The sequence below is a fragment of the Parafrankia sp. EUN1f genome, from assembly GCF_000177675.1.
In the GTDB taxonomy this organism is placed as follows: Bacteria; Actinomycetota; Actinomycetes; order Frankiales; family Frankiaceae; genus Parafrankia.
Map to the genome: position 1 here is coordinate 14,184 of NZ_ADGX01000098.1, position 17,242 is coordinate 31,425.

The window sequence follows — 17,242 nt, forward strand, 5'->3', positions numbered from 1 at the left end:
TCGAGCGCATTCAGGCCGTCCTGGGCGGTGCCACGACAGTGAGCCCGGTGCCCGTGCCCGCCGACTGTGTGGACGGGTTCACCGAGGCCTTCTACAACAGGCCTGAGCGTTTCCTCGACCCGTCCGTGCGGGGCTGCCAGTCCGCCTGGGGCTTCGTCGACCCGGTGACGGCGGACCGGGGGCTCGCGCGGCTGCGGTCAGATCTGGAGTCCGGTGCCTGGGATGAGCGATACGGCGAGCCGCGCCGGCAACCGACGTTCGTCGGCGCGCTCCGGCTGATCACTGCCCTGCCCGCCGGCATCGCTCGGGTTGACCTGGGCGGATAGCGGCCCGCAGGCGGGCGCTGGCATCGGCAGACGGCAGACGGCAGACGGCAGACCAGTCTCAGACGGCGGACCAGCCGTTGTCGACCGGCAGGATGACGCCGCTGATGTTGCTGGCGGCATCCGACGCCAGGAAGACAATGGCCGCTGCCTGTTCCTCCGCCGTGGAGCGGCGGCCGGCATTGGCGGCGTACCCGCGCACCACGGTCGGGCCGACGGCGCCGTCGGCCTGGTCGACAGTGATTCCCGTGGCTGTGCCGCCGGGCGCGATCGCGTTCGCGCGGATGCCCCGGTCCCGGTACATCACGGCGAGTGATCTGGTCAGCCCGGCTATGCCGTGCTTGGAGACGGTGTAGGCGGTGCCGGCCGCGCTGCCGCGCAACGACGCCTCGGACGCGGTGTTGACGATCGAACCCTTCCCGGCCGCCAACATGTGCGGCAGGGCGGCGCGGCAGAGCAGGAAAGGTGCGGTCAGGTTGACCCGGATGACCCGCTCCCATTCGGCGTCGGAGGTTTCACCCGCCGCGGACATGCGGTCCATGATTCCGGCATTGTTGACCAGGACGTCGAGGCCGCCGAACGCGGAAAGAGCGGTGGCGGTCACCTCGTCGACCACTGGCTGCTCGCTGAGATCGCCGACCACCGCGACAGCGGTGCCGCCGGCCGCGTCGATTTCGGCGACGACCCCCTCCGCTGCCTTCTGGTCGATGTCCGACACGACGACCTTGGCGTGCTCGGCCGCGAAGAGAAGGGCCGCGGCCCGCCCGATCCCCGAGCCGGCGCCGGTCACGATGACGCTCCTGTCCCGAAGCCCTGAGCTGTTGCTCATGCGAATTCTCCTTGCCTTGCGGTCGTCTGCCTTGTGGTTGTCTGCCGTGCCGGCTGTGCGGCTCCGTGGGTCCGGACAGAGCGTGATGGGCCGTCAACGCGCTGTCCGGCCACCGTGCACCTGGCCGGCCAGATGCATGTGCTCAACGCGCCGTGCCCGGCGCGGCTGCGGTCTCCAGCTGATCGGCGTCGGCGTCGGCCTTCGGTCACGCCGAGCCAGGAGCCATAGCCGGGGCTCCGGGGGATAAGCCCTGGCGCCAGTCGTCCGTACCGTGCGGGAACGGGGCCATCCGCGCCTGCGCGAGCTCGGGCGCCAGCGCGATCACGGTCGGCGCGAGCACCTCGTTGACCGCGATCAGTGTCTCGAGGAACAGGCCCCGACGGGCGTACTCCTCGGCCGCCGCGGCCCGAAGCAGAGGCGAACCGCCCCGCCCACCGACCGCCGCCGGCCAGCCGTGAACAGCCAGCCGGCTCCCGACCGCACCCGCTGGTTGGCGTGGTGCGCGCGGCGAGGGTGACCAGTAGGTCACCGCCTGGCGCCACCATCGCACTGCGGGAGGCGACACATCCGGAATGCCGGCCGGCCGACATGGCAGGCTGGAATCATGAGAGCACGCTACGGGGGCGTGGCTGACGGCCGGCATCCACTCGGTCCGGAGGCCGTCGGCCGGCGCGCCGAGCCGTCGGGCCACCTGCCGGTCCCGCGCCGGCGGATGCCGGAGCCAGGCATCGCGGGCCGTTCGGGCGCCATCAGGCCCCTGGTGCCGGAGGATCGGCTGCCCGGAGATCGGCTGCCAGGTGATCAGCCGCTCGCGTCGTCGTCACGGGCGGGCCAGGCCCTCGAGCGGTCGGTGCTCTGGGCGCTCGCGGTCCTGCGGATGGCCACCTGCGCCATCACCCTGATCTACGTCGTGCTGTGGTGGGACTGGTATCGCGACAAACCGGTCGCGCTGGGATTCGTCGCGTTCACGGCCGCGTGGGGTGCTTTCCTCGTGGTCCGGATCTATCGCCACGGAGCCGGGGCGCGGCTCGCGCTCGGCACCGTCGCGCTGGCCGTGGTGGCGGCGGCGCTGAGCCCGCACTGCCTGCCGCCCGAGTCGGTCGGTGATACCGGGAGCTGGGTGACGCTCAGCGTGCTGCACGGTGGGCTCACCGCGGCGTGGGTGCTGCCGCGGCGTGGCTTCGCCGTCGCCGAGGCCGCGCTGCTGGCCGCCGTCGCCGTCGGTGGTCACCAGGGCCGCCCACAGGTTTTCACGGCGGTGGTGCTGACCCTGGTGGTGCCGGTCCTGTTCGCGTTCGCCACGAGGCGGCTGCGGGCCACGGCCCGCCGGGCCGACGACCGCCTCACCTCGGCGATGCTGGGGCATCGGGCCCGGGTGCTCGTGCTCACCCTGGACCGTGACCGCCGTGAGCGGCAGCGGGTCCTTCACGACACGGTCCTGAACACGCTGACCGGGCTGGCCTGGGGCGGCGGTGAGGACCTGGCGCTCGCGCGGCGGCGCTGCGCGGCGGGCGCGGACGCCATCCGGCAGCTGCTCGCCCATGACATCGGCCCGCCGGCGGTCGGGTTGGACGCCGCCCTGACCGCGGCGGTGACGCAGGCTCGTGAACGTGGTCTTGTCGTGCACCTTCAGGGGATCGCGCCCCTGACCGACCCACCGGCCACGGTCGCGGCAGGCGGCACGGCGACCGCAGCAGGTGACATGGCGACCGCTGCGAGCGGCACCGCGACCGCTGCGGGTGACGCGGTGAACGCAGCAGGTGACACGGTGACTGGCGATCCGCCGGCCGCCGTGGTCGCCGCGCTGACGGGAGCCACCGGTGAGGCCCTGGCCAACGTGGAGCGGCACGCCGGCACCGGTGAGGCCTGGGTCCGGCTGGAGCGGGCATCGGGGCAGCTGACAGTCCGGGTCCATGATCACGGTGGCGGGTTCCAGCCCGGCCGGTCCGCCCCCGACCGCCTGGGCGTGTGCCAGTCGGTGCTCGCCCGGGTCCGTGACGCGGGTGGCCTGGCGTCGGTCGACTCGGCGCCCGGCCGCGGGACCGTCGTCACGATGCGCTGGCCGGAGATCGCTCGGCCCCCGACGGAGCGAACACCCGCAGACCGTGCCGACCGGGACCGTGCCGACCGGGACCGTGCCGACCGGGACCGTGCGGGCGGGGACCGGGCGGGCCGCGGCGGAGCGGACCGTGACCGTGCCGATCGCGGGACGCGTACCGGAACGGATCTGGCGCGGGAGGAGACCGCTGAGGATCTTCGCCGCGACTACGCCGCCGGACTGCGGGTCGTTGTCGCGGGGGTGGCCCTGGCCTGGCACACCCTCATGGTGGTGCCGCTGCTGGTCACCCTCGGCCGGGTCCGCTCGCCGCTGGCCGCGGTGGGGGTGTGGTGCGCGCTCGGTGCCGGGACGTTCCTCCTCGCGGCTGTGGTGCGGCGTCGGCCGCTGTCGGCCGCGGATGCCGCGGGCGTGACCATGCTGACCGTCGGCGCGGCGCTGACCAGCGTCAACGTCGACAACGCCGAGCTGCTGCGGATCACGAACTGGCCCATCATCGTCGTCGCGCTGCTGCTGGCCTTCGTGACCGCGTCCCGCCCGCCGGTGCAGGCGGTCGCCGCCGCCGGGGTGGGCCTCGCCGCGATCGTGGTGACCGTGATCGTCCGTCAGGCGACGGATCCGCTGACCGTCTCGCGACTGCTGGCGCTGGTCTACGGAATCGTCGGGCTCCAGCTCCTCGTCGCGATCATCGGTTCGCTGTTGCGGCGGACGGCGGACACGACCGCGCGGGCCACCCGCGCCGAGGCCGAGACGCACGCCGGGCAGGACTCCGACGCGATGATCCGTCGTGAGCGGGCCCGGTGGCTCGGGGCCATCCGCGACGACGTGCTGCCCATGCTCGACACCCTGGCCGCCGGCGACGCCGATCCGCGGGACCCGGGCTGGCGCTGGCTCTGCGCCCGGCAGGCGGCCGGCATCCGGCGCAAGCTCGCCCAGGAGGACCAGAGCGCGACCCTGGCCTCCCTCGCCGCCGACATCGAGGCCGTCGTCGCCGCCGCCGAAGGCCGTGGGCTGACGGTCGAGGTCCAGATCGCCACCGAAGCGGGCCGGGTGGGCTTCCCCGTCCCGCTCGACCTGCGCGCGGGACTGGTCGACCTGCTCGACCGGACGCTCGCGATGCTGCCGGAGAACAGGGCACTGCTCACCATGTGGAGCGACGCCGGTGGTGGCAGCGTGTTCGTCTCCGCCGCCTGGCCCGGGGACAGGGCGCCACCCACCCTGACCGGCGACGTGGCCGCCCTGGTCGACGTCGACGACGGACGTCTCACCGTGGAGCTGCGCTGGGAGAACCGGGAGGACTGACCCGGCCGGCGCCCGCGGCGGCGCTCACCCCCCGAGGCGCTCCGTGCTTACCCCGCCGTGCTCACCCGCCGTGCGCACCCCGCGGTCAGGACAGGCGAGCGGCCAGGGCGGGGAACAGGCGCAGCGCGTTGCCACGGGCGATCGACGCCCGGGTCCGTCCATCCAGCGCGGCGTCGGAGCGCAGGGCCGCGATTCCGTCGCCGAGGGTGGCGGCGGGGATCATGTTGTAGTCGGAGCCGAACAGGATCCGGTCCGCGCCGGCGGCCGCGAGCAGGCTCGGTGTCGAATAGGGGGACATCGGGCCGGCGGTGTCGTACCAGAACCTGCGCAGGGCGGACCGGATGGTTCCCGGGTCCGCCCCGTAGCCGAGCGCGCGGCCGAGCGCGAGACGTCCGGCCAGGTAGGGGAAGACGCCGCCGCCGTGGGCGAGGATCCACTCGATGCGCGGGTGGCGGTCGAGGGCGCCGGAGACGACGAGCTGGATGGCCGCGCGAGCGGTGTCCGCCGCGTAGTCCACCAGGAAGGCGGGCACGGCGATCGGTGTGGCTCCGGGCAGGTCGAATGGATGGACCAGCACCACCGCGGACCGCTCGTCCAGCGCGGCCAGCACCGGTTCCCAGGCGGGATCGCCCAGGTAGCGGGTGCCGGCGTGGGTGTTCAGCAGCACCCCGTCGGCGCCGAGGTCGTCGTAGGCCCGGTTGATCTCGCTGACGGCGTCCGCCGCGTCCAGCAACGGGATCGTGGCGAGCCAGCCGAACCGCCGCGGATGCCCGTGCGCGATCTCGCTCAGACTGTTGTTGACGATGGTGCTCAGCTCGACGGCGAGCGCCGGCGTGGGGGTGAACGCCGCGGGCACGGCGGCGGAGAGCAGCGCGAGCTGGATTCCACAGCTGTCCAGGGTGCTCAGTGTCGTCTCGACGTCCCACTGGGTGGGGAGGAATCCGCCGGAGGCGGGAATCACGCCGTGCCCGACCAGCCAGTCACGGACCGCCGTCGGCATCATCGCGTGATGGTGGACGTCGATGAGCGGGGGAAGACGCGCTGCCGACCGGCCGAGGGCAGCCGAGCCGCCGGCCGACTCGGTCGCCGCCGCGGCGGGGGCGGCGGTCGCGGCCACCACCGCGGCGCCGGAGAGGACACCGGTCGCGGCCAGGAGCAGACCACGTCGGGATGCACCGGAAGACGAGCCGACGGGACCCTGGCTGTTGGAAGCCGGGCTGTCGGGAGTCAGCCCATCGGGGGCCAGTCCATCGGGGGTCAGTCCGCCGCGGGTGGGCATTGGCTGGTGGTCGGTCATGGCGGAGGTCCTCTCTGCGGGAACGCAGGTGGATGGATGGGCTGGACCGGGGCAGGCGGGGCGCCTGACGGGGCCGGCCGCGGGGGAGTCGCGGCGGCGAGGGCCGATGGTGTTCGGGAAATTCGACGCGTCGGAGCTGTCGCTCCTGACGGTGCAGAAGAGTGGTAACGGTTACCGGGAGGTGCCGGACCGTTATTCCGGTGATGGATGGAAACGGGTCACCGGGCCCGGCCGGCCCGATCCCGTAGAAATGTGGAAATGCGGCCGTTGAAGCCTGGGCTGATCCGTTCGTGGATTCAACGTCGCCGAATGTCCGGAAGGGTGGAGCCGGGAAAACGCGTCAAGGCGAGCTGACCGTCAACGGATATCAGACGGCGAGCTGGGTGCCGGCCTCTCCGGCTTCGCCGTGGCGTGCGGCAGGCGCGCGTCGTTCCTCGCCCACTGGTCAGATTGACGCGGATCTGCGCAGGCCAGAGCCGATATGGCCGGGTGGGATGATGGGCGCGGGAACTGTGTGAACCCCACCCGGGATCGCCGGAAGACGTCTTCGCCGGCGGGGGCCGGCGGACGCCCGGCCACTGATTGTTCGCACGTTACCCCCCGGTGTGGCGTGAGTGGCCACCGCGCAGGGAATGCGGTGGCCGAGCCGGTCGGCGGCTGGGCCTGCTGATTGCGGCGCCACCACCCGCCGCTGTGATCCTAGAACCATTCCGGGAGTTGTGGAAGTATTGCGCGACGGTTTTTTGGGCTGAGGAGTGGATTTCCTGTGCGCGCACGCGGCCCGGCGTCGGATCAGTGAGAATTCGGCTGGGATTTTCCGGTCAGGTGTCGGGATTTCCGGGCGGCCTGTCCCGCGCGTTCAGTCCTCGGGGGTCCGCGCTTCGAGAACTCCGACGAAGGCCGAGGCGACGAGGGCGACGGCAGGGTCGTTGTCGTGGGCCAGCTGGCGCAGGACCTCCCGCACGGTCGCTCCCGGTAGCTCGACCAGGGCCTGAGCCAGACGTATCCGGACCGCGGAGTCCGCGGTGTGCGTGGCGAGTTCGTCGGCCAGCGCGGTGATGATCCGGCCCGCGCACTCGGGATCCCGGGCCAGTGCTCCCAGAGCCTCCGCCGCGTCGACGTCGTAGGAGCCCTCGACCACCATGCCGACGAGGGTCGGCACGGTCGCGGTCACACCACGCCGGCCCAACGCCAGAGCGGCGTGCCCGCGCACCGTCGGGTCCCGGTCCTCGAGCGCGTCCGCGAGCGCCGCGGTCACACCCGGGGCTTCGGACATCCCGGCGATCGCTCGCACCGCGCGCCGCCGGATGTCGACGTCCTCCGAGCGCACGCCGGCGGCCAGTGCCGCCACGCCGTCGCCGCCCGATCTGGCGAGCGCCCAGCGCAGCGCGCCCGCCACGTTGGGGTCGGACTCGGCCAGCACCGCCCCGGCCAGCAGCTCGGCGGCCACCGGCATACTCTCCGGCCGGGCCAGGACGGCCTGCTGCCTGCGCGCGGCACTGGTCGAGGCAAGCTCCTGCATGAGTTCGACGATGCGCAGGACGTCTCGCCAGTCGGTGGGTGCCGACGCGTCGATGGCGCGGAGTCGCCCGAGTAGCTCCTGTTCCCGCTCCAGGCGGTCTTCCGCCCACCGGACGAGGTCACCGACAAGGTCGGAGGGCGTGAAGGACGGGTCCTCCAGCGCACGTCCGACCTGCTTGAGCGAAAGTCCGAGGGACCGCAGGCTCTCCACGTGGAAGATCCTGCGGATGTCCTCGTCGGAATAGTCGCGATAGCCGCCGACCGTGCGGCCGCTCGGTCGCACCAGCCCGAGGGCGTCGTAGTGGCGAAGCATCCGGGTGCTCACCCCCGAATGACGCGCCACATCACCGATCAGCAATCCGCGGCCTCCGCGGCTCCCGCCCCCTCGGCGGCCTTCGTGGCGCCGGTGGCAGCGGTTCGTTCGGGGCCGAGCGCGAGCACTCGCTTCGCCTCGTCGATGGCCGCGTTGAAAGCGGTCTCCGGGTCCCGCAGGAGCACCCCGGTGGCACGGGCGTGCGCCGCCGCGGCCGGGTCGGGGCCGGCCGCGGCCTTCTCCAGAGCCGGCTCGATCACGTCGCCGAGCTCGACGAGGGCCCGACTCAGGCTCCGCTGCAGGTCGCGGTCGCCGCGGCCGAGCTCCGTGACCAGTTCGTCGACCAGGCCCTTCCTGCTGCCCTCGGGAGCGAGGGCGACCGCGACGCGCCACGCGGTCCTCGCGACCTCGTCATCGGCATCGTGCAGCAACGCGGCTGTGATCCAGGCCCACGCGCTCCTGTCGCCGATCTTGCTGAGTGTGTGCAACGCCTGGCTGCGGGCCGTGGGGCGCTCGGAGCCGAGTTCCCGGCGGAGCCGGGGCAGCGTGGTCTCCGGCGGTAGTCGGGTCAGCGCCCAGGACAGCATGTCTCGCACAAAGAAGTCGGGCTCGACCGCGCACCGCTCGACGAGCGTCTCCAGAACACCGGGGTCGGGGTCAGAGCCGGCCGCCATGGCCGCCTGAAGCCGGACCGACGAGTCCCGGGCGCCCAGCGCGTCGGTCACCCGGGCGCTTCGCGGGGTTCCATCTGTCGCGTTGATCGGGACCACCTCCTGCACCCAGTGGACACCTTGACACGGTGTCAAGGTCAAGCTCGTGACCGGCGAACTGTGGCGCGTGCCTGCCGGCCCCGCCGGACCCGCGCCGCGGCGGCAACGTGAGGTAGCCGGCACTCGCGGCGGGATGACTGGTCGAAGGTGCCCGGTGAGTGGTCTGATGACGAAGGCGCCGGGCTGACCCGCCTTGTCGCTGTTTGTCTCCGTCCAGATGGTGGTGACCTTGACCGGCGACGTGGATCGGTGGATCCGGCGGTTCAACCGAGGTAACGAGTCCGGCCCGCGGCTGGTCTGCTTCCCCCACGCGGGCGGCGCCTCGACCTACTTCCATCCGCTGTCGGTGGCCCTCGCCGACGTCGCCCAGGTCGTCGCCGTGCAGTACCCGGGCCGGCAGGACCGGCTCGGTGAGCCGCCGCTGACGAGCATCGCCGCACTCGCCGACGAGGTCGTCGCCAGGGTGACGCAGCTCGACGACCGTCCGACGGCCTTCCTCGGGCACAGCATGGGATCCATCGTGGCCTTCGAGGTGACCCGGAGGCTGGAAGCCGACCCCGCGGCGCGGAAGCCGCTGATCCTGTTTCCCTCCGCGCGGCCGGCGCCGTCCAGGGGGCGTCCCGGCAGCGTCCATCTCGGCGGCGACGAGGCCGTGATCGGCTCGATCGCGGCGCTGGGGGGCACCGACCCCCGCCTGCTGGGCGACCCGGAGCTCCTGGCGCTCATCCTGCCGGCGACCCGTGCGGACTATCAGGCCATCGAGACCTACCGCCCCGAACCGGGCGCGACGGTCAGCGTGCCGATGTGGGTGACGATCGGCGCCAGCGACCCGGCGGTGACCGAGGACGAGGCGCTGGCCTGGCGGGAGCACACCACCGGCGACTTCGACCTGCTCGTTCTCCCGGGCGGGCACTTCTACCTCACCGAGCAGATCGAGGCCGTCGCCGATCGGATCCGCACGGGACTGCTCGGTGTCACCGCGTCCTGAACGCCGCCGCGTCCTGAACGCCGCCGCCGCGTCCTGATCGTCAGGGCTGCGCCGGGGCGTGGCCGGCGAGCTGGTTGCGCCGGACCATCCCGATGATCCTGGTCACCGGGCCGACGACGAGCAGCTCGTCACCGGCCTGCAGGCGCGTGTGCCGCCCGGGGCGGTAGTCCGCCGTCGGGCCGGGGCCGGCATCCGCCGAGCCGGCGGCGCCGGCCACGCCCGCGGCGCCGGATGAGCCGGCGGTGCCGGATGAGCCCGCGGTGTCCGTTGTGCCTGCCGTGTCCGGGGCCTCGTCCTGGGGGCCCTCGCTGCCCTGGCACCGGGCCACCGCCAGGACCCGGGTGCCGGTGGCCAGCTCCGCGAGGGCCGGGCCTACCAGGCCGCCGCCGGCCCGGATCGTCAGGCGGGCCACCAGGAACGGCGTCCCCTCCACATAGAACGCGCTGATCACCTCGTGGCCCATGGCCGCGGCGAGGAAGTGAGGGGCGGCCAGCGCCGTCGCGCTGCGGGCCGTGTGGATACCGAACCGGCGCTCGACCTCGTCAGCCATCGTGGCGTCGAAGACCCGCATGACGATGCGCAGCCGGGCACCGGATCCCGCCACCTCGCCGCCGGCACCGCCGGCATCGCCTGTGAGGCCCGCGGTGCCGCCGACGTCGCCGGTAGCGCCGGCGGTGCCGTCCGTCCGCCGTGCCAGCCTTCGGCCGCCCTCCGTGAGCCTGGTACGGCGGCCGGGCCGCGGCCGGTGCGCACTGGCCCGGATCTCCCGGGCGGACAGCACTGTCTCGAGGTTGGCGTGCCCGTCGCTCGTCATCGCCGCGATGGTGGCCGCGTGCGCCACGCCGGCCTCGAGCAGCGTCGAGCGCACCGTCGCGTCCCCGACCACCACCGGGACCCCGCGTTCCCGCGCGACCGGCAGATAGCGGTTCTTCACGTCCCGCTCGATGACGACGATCTGCTCGCCGGCACGCAGCAGCCCCTCCATCGTCGCCAGGCCGACCGAGCCGAGACCGCAGAGGATCACGTGCTTGCGGACGGTGCTGGCCTGCCCGAGCCCGAACGACCGTTCCAGCCGGCGGCTGATGATGACGTTGGTGATGAAGGCGTAGACCACGGCGACGGACAGCGCCCCGAACAGCATCAGGCAGACCCCGTAGGCCTGCAGCCAGGGATCGGCCGCGCCGAAAGCGTAGTCGCCGAAGCCGACCGTCACCATCGTCTCGACGGTGAGGTAGAGCGCGTCGAGGGCGTCGAAGTTCTCCGGCGCGGCCGGGTTGTTGTCCTTGTACGTCAGGGTCAGCACGATGGTGCTCACCACCATCACGCTGGTGACCACGGCCAGCGCCCGGCGGAACGGCCGGTCCAGCTCGGCGCGCACGGTCGCGGCCAGCTCGCGCAGCCGGCGCAGCCGTACCCGCCCGGCCCGGCGCAGCCGGGCCGCCCGCAGCCCCGACCACAACCCCGCGGGCGCTTCCACGGACGTCCCACCCGCTGCCGCGGCGGCGGCGCCGACGGGGGAGATGGCGGGCGTGGCGGCCGTGGAGGGCCGGCCGTCGGCGGTGAAGGAGGCGAACACGCGGGCGTCATGCACGTCGTCCACAGCCAGGCCGCCGGCGCGCAGCTCGGCGAGCCGGCCCATGACGACGAGACGGTCGCCGGGCGCGACGACGACGTCCCGGGGCGGGCACAGCTCGGCGAGCCGCTCACCGGCCCGGCGCAGCGCGACGGGCGTCAGGTCGCCGTAGAGGGCGCGGAAGGGCGCCTCGGTGGGAGCCTCCTCGTCCACCACCGCGAAGATCTCCCCGGCTCCGGCTCCGTCGGCCGGTGCGTCCAGGGTGAAGGCGTGGATCACCGTGGACCGCACGCACGCCTCGACGAAGCCCGGCCCGGCCAGGTCGCCGACGCTGCGGACCCGGACCTGAGCGAAGGCGTCCTGCAGCTGCTCACCGAGCCCGACGTTGCTGATGCTGGCGACGATTCTGGTCCGCGGCGCGCTGTCGGCGGCCACGAGACAGATCTGCAGGTTCTCCAGGTCCCGGTCGTGGCAGGTGATCAGCGCCAGCGCGGTGCCGAGCCCGGCGTCGTGCAGCGACTCCGGCAACCGGCCACTTTCGGGGACCAGCGTGACACCCATCCGCTCCAGTCGCCGGCGCAGCCCAGGCGCGTCATGGTCGTCGACGACGACCGCCCGCACACCGGCGGCGTCGAGCTGCTCGACGATGCTCAGCCCCAGGTCGTTGAGCCCACACACGATGACGTGGTCGGCGTGCGCCGATCCGGTGGCCCCCATACCCGTCACTGAAGCATGTCGCCGCGGCGAGCCTGACATCCGCCGTCGGGAAGACGGCGGCAGCCGGCGGGTCGAGTGGTTCCGCACGGTTGGTCCCACCTGCTTGCTGGGGCGCATGATGGACGGGTGACGACGCTACCCAGGTTGCGGATCGGCACCGAATCCCTGCGCACCCGCGTCGCCGGGGAGGTCTTCAGCCGGGTCGCCGGCACCCGCGGCCCCGCGCGGCGGGAACGGATCCTGCGCGCCGAGGGAGAACGCTGGTTCGGCGAGGACCGCCCGATCCGGCGGGTACACGGCGACACGGCGATGTTCGTCGGCGGGCTGCGCGCCCTGCTGCTGCAGTCCCTGCACCCACTGGCCATGGCGGGCGTGGCCGACCACTCCGACTATCGGCAGGATCCGTGGGGCCGACTGCAGCGGACCAGTTACTTCCTGGCCGTCACGACGTTCGGCTCGGAGCAGGATGCCGAGAAGGCCGTCGCCGCGGTCCAGGCGGTCCACCGGCGGGTCCACGGCATCGCCCCGGACGGCCGGCCCTACTCGGCGGCCGACCCACATCTGCTGCGCTGGGTGCACGTCGCCGAGATCGACAGCTTCCTCGCCGCGCACCAGCGGTACGGGGCCGCACCGCTGAGCCCGGCCGAGTGCGACGGCTACGTCCTGGACGCCAGCCTCGTCGCGACCAGGCTCGGCGTGCCCGACCCGCCGCGCACCCGCGCCGAGCTGGCCCAACAGCTCTCCGCCTTCCGGGATGAGTTGGAGGGGACCCCCGAGGCCCGCGCGGCGGCCCGCTATCTGCTGGTGCGCGCCCCGCTGCCGGCGGTGGCCCGAGTGCCCTACGGCGCGCTCGTCGGCGCGGCGGTGGGGCTGATGCCGCGGTGGACCCGCTGGCCGCTGAGGCTGCCCTACCTGCCCGCCACCGAGGCCACCTGGGGGCGCCTCGCCGGGAAGGGAGTCGTCTCGACGATCCGCTGGGCGACAGCCGCACGTGGCGCGACGGCTGGCGATTCGGCTGGCGAGGCGGCTGGCGAGGCGGAGCCGGCAGCCTGACATCCTCGTCGGTGGGCAGGCGCGTCCCCCTCACGGACGCGCCTGCCCACCGGACCGGGCGGGCCGTCCTCAGCGGGCACCCGCGCCAGACGCCGCGCCACGCGGTGTCGCCGGGTGCCCGTTTCGCAGCCCGCCACCGTGCGGCGCCGGCCGGGGTGAGGACGTCCTCCTGAGAAGTACGCCGAGCTTCCGCCGCACCCGCGACGATCTTTCCGGGCCTGCTCGGATAGGCGCATGATGGGCTGGGTAGGTGATCGACCATGCTGAACTGGCTGCGGCGGCGGGCATCTGGCAGGCGTGCGGGCGAGCGGGTGGACAGCTCGGCGTGGAATCCGTCCGGGTGGTGGTGGTGCATGCAGCACCAGCGGGCGGAGAACCCGCCGGACGCCCCCGGGCACCGGCGCCTCGGCCCGTACCCGACCGCGGCGGCGGCCGAGAACTGGCGGGACGAACTCGACCGCCGCAACGAGGACTGGGACGAGGAGAACCGCCGCTGGGCCGGCGACCACTGAGCCCGCGGCTGCGCGGCGGAGCGGCGGCGGCGGTGGTCGGGAGGCGATCGGTGGGTCGGGAGGCGATCGGTGGGTCGGGAGGCGATCGGGGGTGGCCCGGCCGTGGTGGGGCGGGTGGGCGGCCTGACGGCGGCGTCCCGCCAGGTCGGGTCGTTCGTACTTCGGCCCGGCGACAAAGGCCGGATGATGTCGGCCGCCCTGGATGACACCGTTCTGTAACGACAGAGTCGTGTGTCTTCACACAACGCCAGCCGCCGGGGTGGGAGGGCCTGATGAGCCGCCGTCCGATCGTGTCAGACGCCGTGACCTGGGAGTTCAACGCCACGTACCTGGCCGAGAGCGGTGAGCGGGTACCGCTGCCGACAAGCCTGCGCTACGACCCGACAGATCCGATCGCGATCACCATGAGCATGTGGGTCACCGACCAGCGGGCCGTCGTGTGGACGTTCGCCCGCCGGCTCTTCGTCGACGGTGCCCGCCGCTGCGCCGGCCTGGGGGACGTCCGGGTCCGGCCGATGGTGCGGGACCGCCGCCGGGTGCTGCTCGTCGAGCTCTCCAGCCCCGGTGGGCACGCGCTGATCGAGCTTCCCGCCAACCGGGTGAACGACTTCGTCAACCACACCTACGACCTGCTGCCCGTCTCGGCGGAGGACGCGGTGATCGAGCACGACCTGGAGCTGCGTGTCCTGCGCGGCCGCAGCCGCAGCTGACCCGCGACGACTGATCTGCCCGATGGCATCCGGACGTCCGGGCCCGTTCTGGACGGACATCCGGGGCACAGTGGTCCGGTACCACGTGCACGACCTGCCGCCCCCATGCATCGGCTGTCCGCTGCCTGCTGCTGAAGGAAGGCTCCGCCGCTCAGGCATGCCACCGGATAAGCAGCGAATCCTAGACGCAGTAGATGTCAGCGGCCCGGCCGCGCTGCCGGCGTCAGCGTGACCGACGCCTGCTCGCTGGACTCTGAAGACGGCCGCGCTGTGCGGGAAAGGCCCGGCCGTAGGCCTCTCGATGATGCGGGTGCGCTCCCGCAGGGCGCTGCGGTGCGGCGAGACGCTTGCGAACGGCTGCCACGGTCCGGTGGAGTCGAGCCACGATGTGCCAGCGCGACGCCATCCTGTGTCGGAAGTTTCCCCACGCTGAAGGGAATCACGGCATGGCAGAGCAGCAGACCTGGGACATCGTCACCGGTCCCGGCATCACGGCCCTCGGTATAGCCGCGTCTCGGAGCGTGGAGTCGTCGATGCCCGACGCGCTCATCGACGACCCGTTCGGGGCCGAGTTCCTGGGTGCGGTGGACTCGCCGGTCCCGTTCCCGTTGCGTTGGCCCGCCGAGGGGGAGCCGGTGAGCGACCAGCACAAACTGTCGCTGCATACCTCCCGCTTCATCGGCGTGCGCTCGCGGTTCTACGACGACGTCATCCTGGACGCGGTCCGCGCCGGCGCAGGCCAGGTCGTCCTGCTCGCCGCGGGCCTGGACACACGGGCGTTCAGACTGTCCTGGCCGTCCGACGTCACTCTCTACGAACTTGACCAGCCGCAGGTACTCGCGTTCAAGAACGACGTGCTGCGCGGTACCCGGACCGCGCCTGGCTGTCGGCGTGTCGCGGTCGGCACCGACCTGCGCGAGGACTGGGTGGGCGCGCTCACCGCGGCGGGGTTTCTTCCGACGGTGCCGACCGTGTGGGTCGCGGAGGGCCTGCTCGGTTACCTTCCCGCCGCCGCCGAGGAACACCTGCTGCGGCGGATCCACCAGCTGTCCGCCGTCGGCAGCCGCCTCGCGCTGGATCGCTTCGCGGACCTGGACCGTCTGGCCTCCGACACCGCGACATTGGAGCAGCTCAGCCGTCGGTCCGGCATCGAGGCGCGATCGCTGTTCAACACCGAGCCCCGTCCGCACCCGGCCCGGTGGCTGTACCCGAATGGCTGGACCGTCCGCGAGGACGACGACACCGAGGTCGCCGACCGCTACGGCCGCGACCTGACTGACCCGTTCACCGGACAGGCCACCCGGCCGTGGCTCGACACACGCTTCCTCATCGCCGAACTCGGCCGCGGGTGAAGGTGTTCTGCGGCCTCGACTGGTCGGAAGACCACCACGACGGACCGGGTGCGGGTCGCTGAAGTCATGAACGGCTGACCGGATGTCGCGCCACCGAGCGCGCCATGAGCGCGCCGCGTTCTCCAGTGCCAGGGCCGGAACCTGGCCGCCACCGAAAGCGAGGGAAGCGAGGGAAGGGAGGGGCGGCGGTGTTCCGCCACGGCGCGGCACCGCCGCCTGTCTTCCGTCCCTGGCTTTGCGTGATCTATCGAGACTCGATAGATTCCCATCGTGACTCGATGGAGGGGTGGGTCGTGGGAAAGCTGACGGTGGGTGCGCTGCGCGCCGTGCTCGTGGTGGTGCTCGCCGGCACCGTGTTCGTACAGGCAGGGATGCTGTGGGCGTTGGTCAGCGGGAGTGACCCGGAGGACGGCTCGCTCCCGCTGACCCCGCTGCGCGTGATCACGATCCTGGGCCTGGTGTCGGTCCAGGTCGTCCTGGTCTGCGTGGGGCGGCTGGTGACGATGGTGCGACGCGGAACCGTGTTCTCCCACGCCGCCTTCCGGTACGTGGACGTCGTGATCGGCGCGATCGTGGCGGCTGCCCTCGTGTGGTTCGCGGTCACGGGCCTCAATGCGCCGGGCCAGCGGGACGACCCGGGCGTCACCGTCATCATGGGCGGGGTCGGCGTGGCCATCCTGGGGGTCGCGCTCATCGTCCTCGTGCTGCGGATGCTGCTTGCCCAGGCCGTCGCGCGCGACGTCGAGGCGGCGCGGATGCAGGCCGAGCTGGACGCGGTGATCTGATGCCGATCGCCGTCGACATCGACGTCATGCTGGCCAGGCGGAAGATGTCCGTGGGTGAGCTCGCGGACCGCGTCGGGATCACTCCCGCCAACCTGGCGGTACTCAAGAACGGCCGCGCCAGGGCGGTGCGTTTCGCGACCCTTGCCGCGCTCTGCGAGGCGCTCGACTGCCAGCCGGGCGACCTGCTGCGCTGGGAACCTGAGGACGTCGCGGGCTGATGTAGGAATCGCGAACAGGCGAGCGATCGCCCGACCGGGGCTGGCCGATCTGTTCCCGCGCAGGGTGGCACGATGACCGCCATGCTTCTGGGCACCGCCGATCATCTCGGCTGGGCTGTGGTTGTCACGGCTACGGCGGACCATCAGGTCGTGGACCGTCGGCGGATCGAGCTGATCGAACCAGGCATGCCGGTGGCGCCGATCCACCACGCTGGCGGTCCTCACCAGCTCCACCGGTCGGGGGAGCCGCTGCGCGACACCGAACTCGCGGCCCTGGTGGCCGATGTCCGCGCCTGCGTGGTCCGGGCCGCTTCGGGGGCCTTGGACGAGCTGGCCGCGGCGTTGCCCGCACCGATCACCTCGCTCTCGCTGCGGACCTGGCCGGCCAGCTTCCCGGCCGACATCGCCGTGCAACGACGCGTCCCGTACGAGAGCCGTGCCGACGCCATCATGTACCGGCAGGTGCTCGCCGACGTGGCGCGCAACCGCGGCTGGGCGATCCATTTCTATGACCCGAGAACCGTTGAGGCTGAAGCGGTCCGCGTACTGGGTGAGCGCACGGATGAGGTGCTGCGCCGACCACGGGCAACGCTGGGGCCGCCCTGGGCAAAGGATCACCGGGTCGCCTTTGCGGCAACGATCGTGGCCGCGTGATCTCGCCTGTGCTCTGAGGCCCCGTCGGTTTCGGGGGTGCCAGCGGAGCCTGCGGTTCTGGCGAACCTCGGCGGGAATGCGGGTTACCCCGCGTCCCGCCGACAGCCAGCAACAACCGCTGGCGGGCGGCCTCCCGGTCCACGCCTCAACGCTTTGGGTTGCGGCTTCAGGCGGCCGCTCGGGTTGCGCTTCTGCCAGGCCATTCTCCCTAATAGGGGAAAATGGGGTGCGGGGTCGCTTGGAAATCCGCAAGAAGTGAGGATTTCGGT

The 17,242-nt window shown here is 72.6% G+C and carries 16 protein-coding genes; 10 read left to right on the forward strand and 6 right to left on the reverse strand.

Annotated features, from left to right (window positions below):
* Positions 1–38: 38 nt before the first annotated feature.
* Positions 39–326 (forward strand): hypothetical protein, encoded by a 288-nt coding sequence (locus FREUN1FDRAFT_RS25160; protein WP_198144487.1) that lies wholly within the window; start codon positions 39–41, stop codon positions 324–326.
* A 58-nt stretch (positions 327–384) separates the two neighbouring features.
* Here FREUN1FDRAFT_RS25160 and FREUN1FDRAFT_RS25165 read toward each other — a convergent pair whose 3' ends face one another.
* The gene (locus FREUN1FDRAFT_RS25165) at positions 385–1,152 is read right to left on the reverse strand and encodes an SDR family NAD(P)-dependent oxidoreductase (protein ID WP_006543070.1); all 768 of its coding nucleotides are present in this window, start codon (positions 1,150–1,152) and stop codon (positions 385–387) included.
* Between the two features lie 205 nt (positions 1,153–1,357).
* Positions 1,358–1,681, reverse strand: a complete 324-nt coding sequence (locus tag FREUN1FDRAFT_RS25170; protein ID WP_006543071.1) for an acyl-CoA dehydrogenase family protein — start codon at positions 1,679–1,681, stop codon at positions 1,358–1,360.
* 75 nt (positions 1,682–1,756) lie between these two features.
* Between FREUN1FDRAFT_RS25170 and FREUN1FDRAFT_RS25175 the strand changes: the two genes are divergently transcribed.
* The gene (locus FREUN1FDRAFT_RS25175) at positions 1,757–4,510 is read left to right on the forward strand and encodes a sensor histidine kinase (RefSeq protein WP_006543072.1); all 2,754 of its coding nucleotides are present in this window, start codon (positions 1,757–1,759) and stop codon (positions 4,508–4,510) included.
* A gap of 85 nt (positions 4,511–4,595) precedes the next feature.
* Here the strand turns inward: FREUN1FDRAFT_RS25175 and FREUN1FDRAFT_RS25180 are convergent, their stop codons facing one another.
* From FREUN1FDRAFT_RS25180 to FREUN1FDRAFT_RS25190, 3 genes are all read right to left on the reverse strand, one after another.
* Positions 4,596–5,807, reverse strand: coding sequence for an amidohydrolase family protein (locus FREUN1FDRAFT_RS25180; protein WP_006543073.1), 1,212 nt, complete (start codon positions 5,805–5,807; stop codon positions 4,596–4,598).
* An 859-nt stretch (positions 5,808–6,666) separates the two neighbouring features.
* Entirely contained in the window at positions 6,667–7,686 is a 1,020-nt protein-coding gene (locus tag FREUN1FDRAFT_RS25185) for a HEAT repeat domain-containing protein (RefSeq protein ID WP_006543075.1), read from the reverse strand.
* Positions 7,680–8,420: a HEAT repeat domain-containing protein gene (locus tag FREUN1FDRAFT_RS25190; protein WP_006543076.1), complete on the reverse strand. Its 741-nt coding sequence runs from the start codon at positions 8,418–8,420 to the stop codon at positions 7,680–7,682. Before FREUN1FDRAFT_RS25190 ends, FREUN1FDRAFT_RS25185 begins: the two co-directional genes overlap by 7 nt.
* 214 nt (positions 8,421–8,634) lie before the next feature.
* Here FREUN1FDRAFT_RS25190 and FREUN1FDRAFT_RS25195 point away from each other — a divergent pair, with 214 nt between their 5' ends.
* Positions 8,635–9,399, forward strand: a complete 765-nt coding sequence (locus FREUN1FDRAFT_RS25195; RefSeq protein ID WP_232295393.1) for a thioesterase II family protein — start codon at positions 8,635–8,637, stop codon at positions 9,397–9,399.
* Positions 9,400–9,439: 40 nt separating this feature from the next.
* Here FREUN1FDRAFT_RS25195 and FREUN1FDRAFT_RS25200 read toward each other — a convergent pair whose 3' ends face one another.
* Positions 9,440–11,689, reverse strand: a complete 2,250-nt coding sequence (locus FREUN1FDRAFT_RS25200; RefSeq protein ID WP_006543078.1) for an NAD-binding protein — start codon at positions 11,687–11,689, stop codon at positions 9,440–9,442.
* Between the two features lie 126 nt (positions 11,690–11,815).
* On the opposite strand from FREUN1FDRAFT_RS25200, the gene FREUN1FDRAFT_RS25205 reads away from it, so the two are divergent.
* The 7 genes from FREUN1FDRAFT_RS25205 to FREUN1FDRAFT_RS25235 all read left to right on the forward strand — a co-directional run bounded on the left by FREUN1FDRAFT_RS25205 (position 11,816) and on the right by FREUN1FDRAFT_RS25235 (position 16,973).
* A complete protein-coding gene (locus FREUN1FDRAFT_RS25205; RefSeq protein WP_369809821.1) occupies positions 11,816–12,742 on the forward strand; it encodes an oxygenase MpaB family protein in 927 nt (308 codons plus the stop codon).
* A gap of 260 nt (positions 12,743–13,002) precedes the next feature.
* Positions 13,003–13,254 (forward strand): hypothetical protein, encoded by a 252-nt coding sequence (locus FREUN1FDRAFT_RS44245; protein ID WP_035953405.1) that lies wholly within the window; start codon positions 13,003–13,005, stop codon positions 13,252–13,254.
* Positions 13,255–13,526: 272 nt separating this feature from the next.
* Positions 13,527–13,964, forward strand: a complete 438-nt coding sequence (locus tag FREUN1FDRAFT_RS25215; RefSeq protein ID WP_006543082.1) for an SsgA family sporulation/cell division regulator — start codon at positions 13,527–13,529, stop codon at positions 13,962–13,964.
* Between the two features lie 446 nt (positions 13,965–14,410).
* Positions 14,411–15,316 (forward strand): SAM-dependent methyltransferase, encoded by a 906-nt coding sequence (locus FREUN1FDRAFT_RS25220; RefSeq protein ID WP_035953406.1) that lies wholly within the window; start codon positions 14,411–14,413, stop codon positions 15,314–15,316.
* Between the two features lie 293 nt (positions 15,317–15,609).
* The gene (locus FREUN1FDRAFT_RS25225) at positions 15,610–16,101 is read left to right on the forward strand and encodes a DUF2975 domain-containing protein (protein WP_035953407.1); all 492 of its coding nucleotides are present in this window, start codon (positions 15,610–15,612) and stop codon (positions 16,099–16,101) included.
* Complete coding sequence (locus FREUN1FDRAFT_RS25230; RefSeq protein WP_006543085.1) at positions 16,101–16,319, forward strand: helix-turn-helix transcriptional regulator; 219 nt, start codon at positions 16,101–16,103, stop codon at positions 16,317–16,319. The genes FREUN1FDRAFT_RS25225 and FREUN1FDRAFT_RS25230 overlap by 1 nt, the downstream gene beginning before the upstream one ends.
* A 72-nt stretch (positions 16,320–16,391) precedes the next feature.
* Positions 16,392–16,973, forward strand: a complete 582-nt coding sequence (locus FREUN1FDRAFT_RS25235; RefSeq protein ID WP_006543086.1) for a hypothetical protein — start codon at positions 16,392–16,394, stop codon at positions 16,971–16,973.
* Positions 16,974–17,242: the final 269 nt, after the last annotated feature.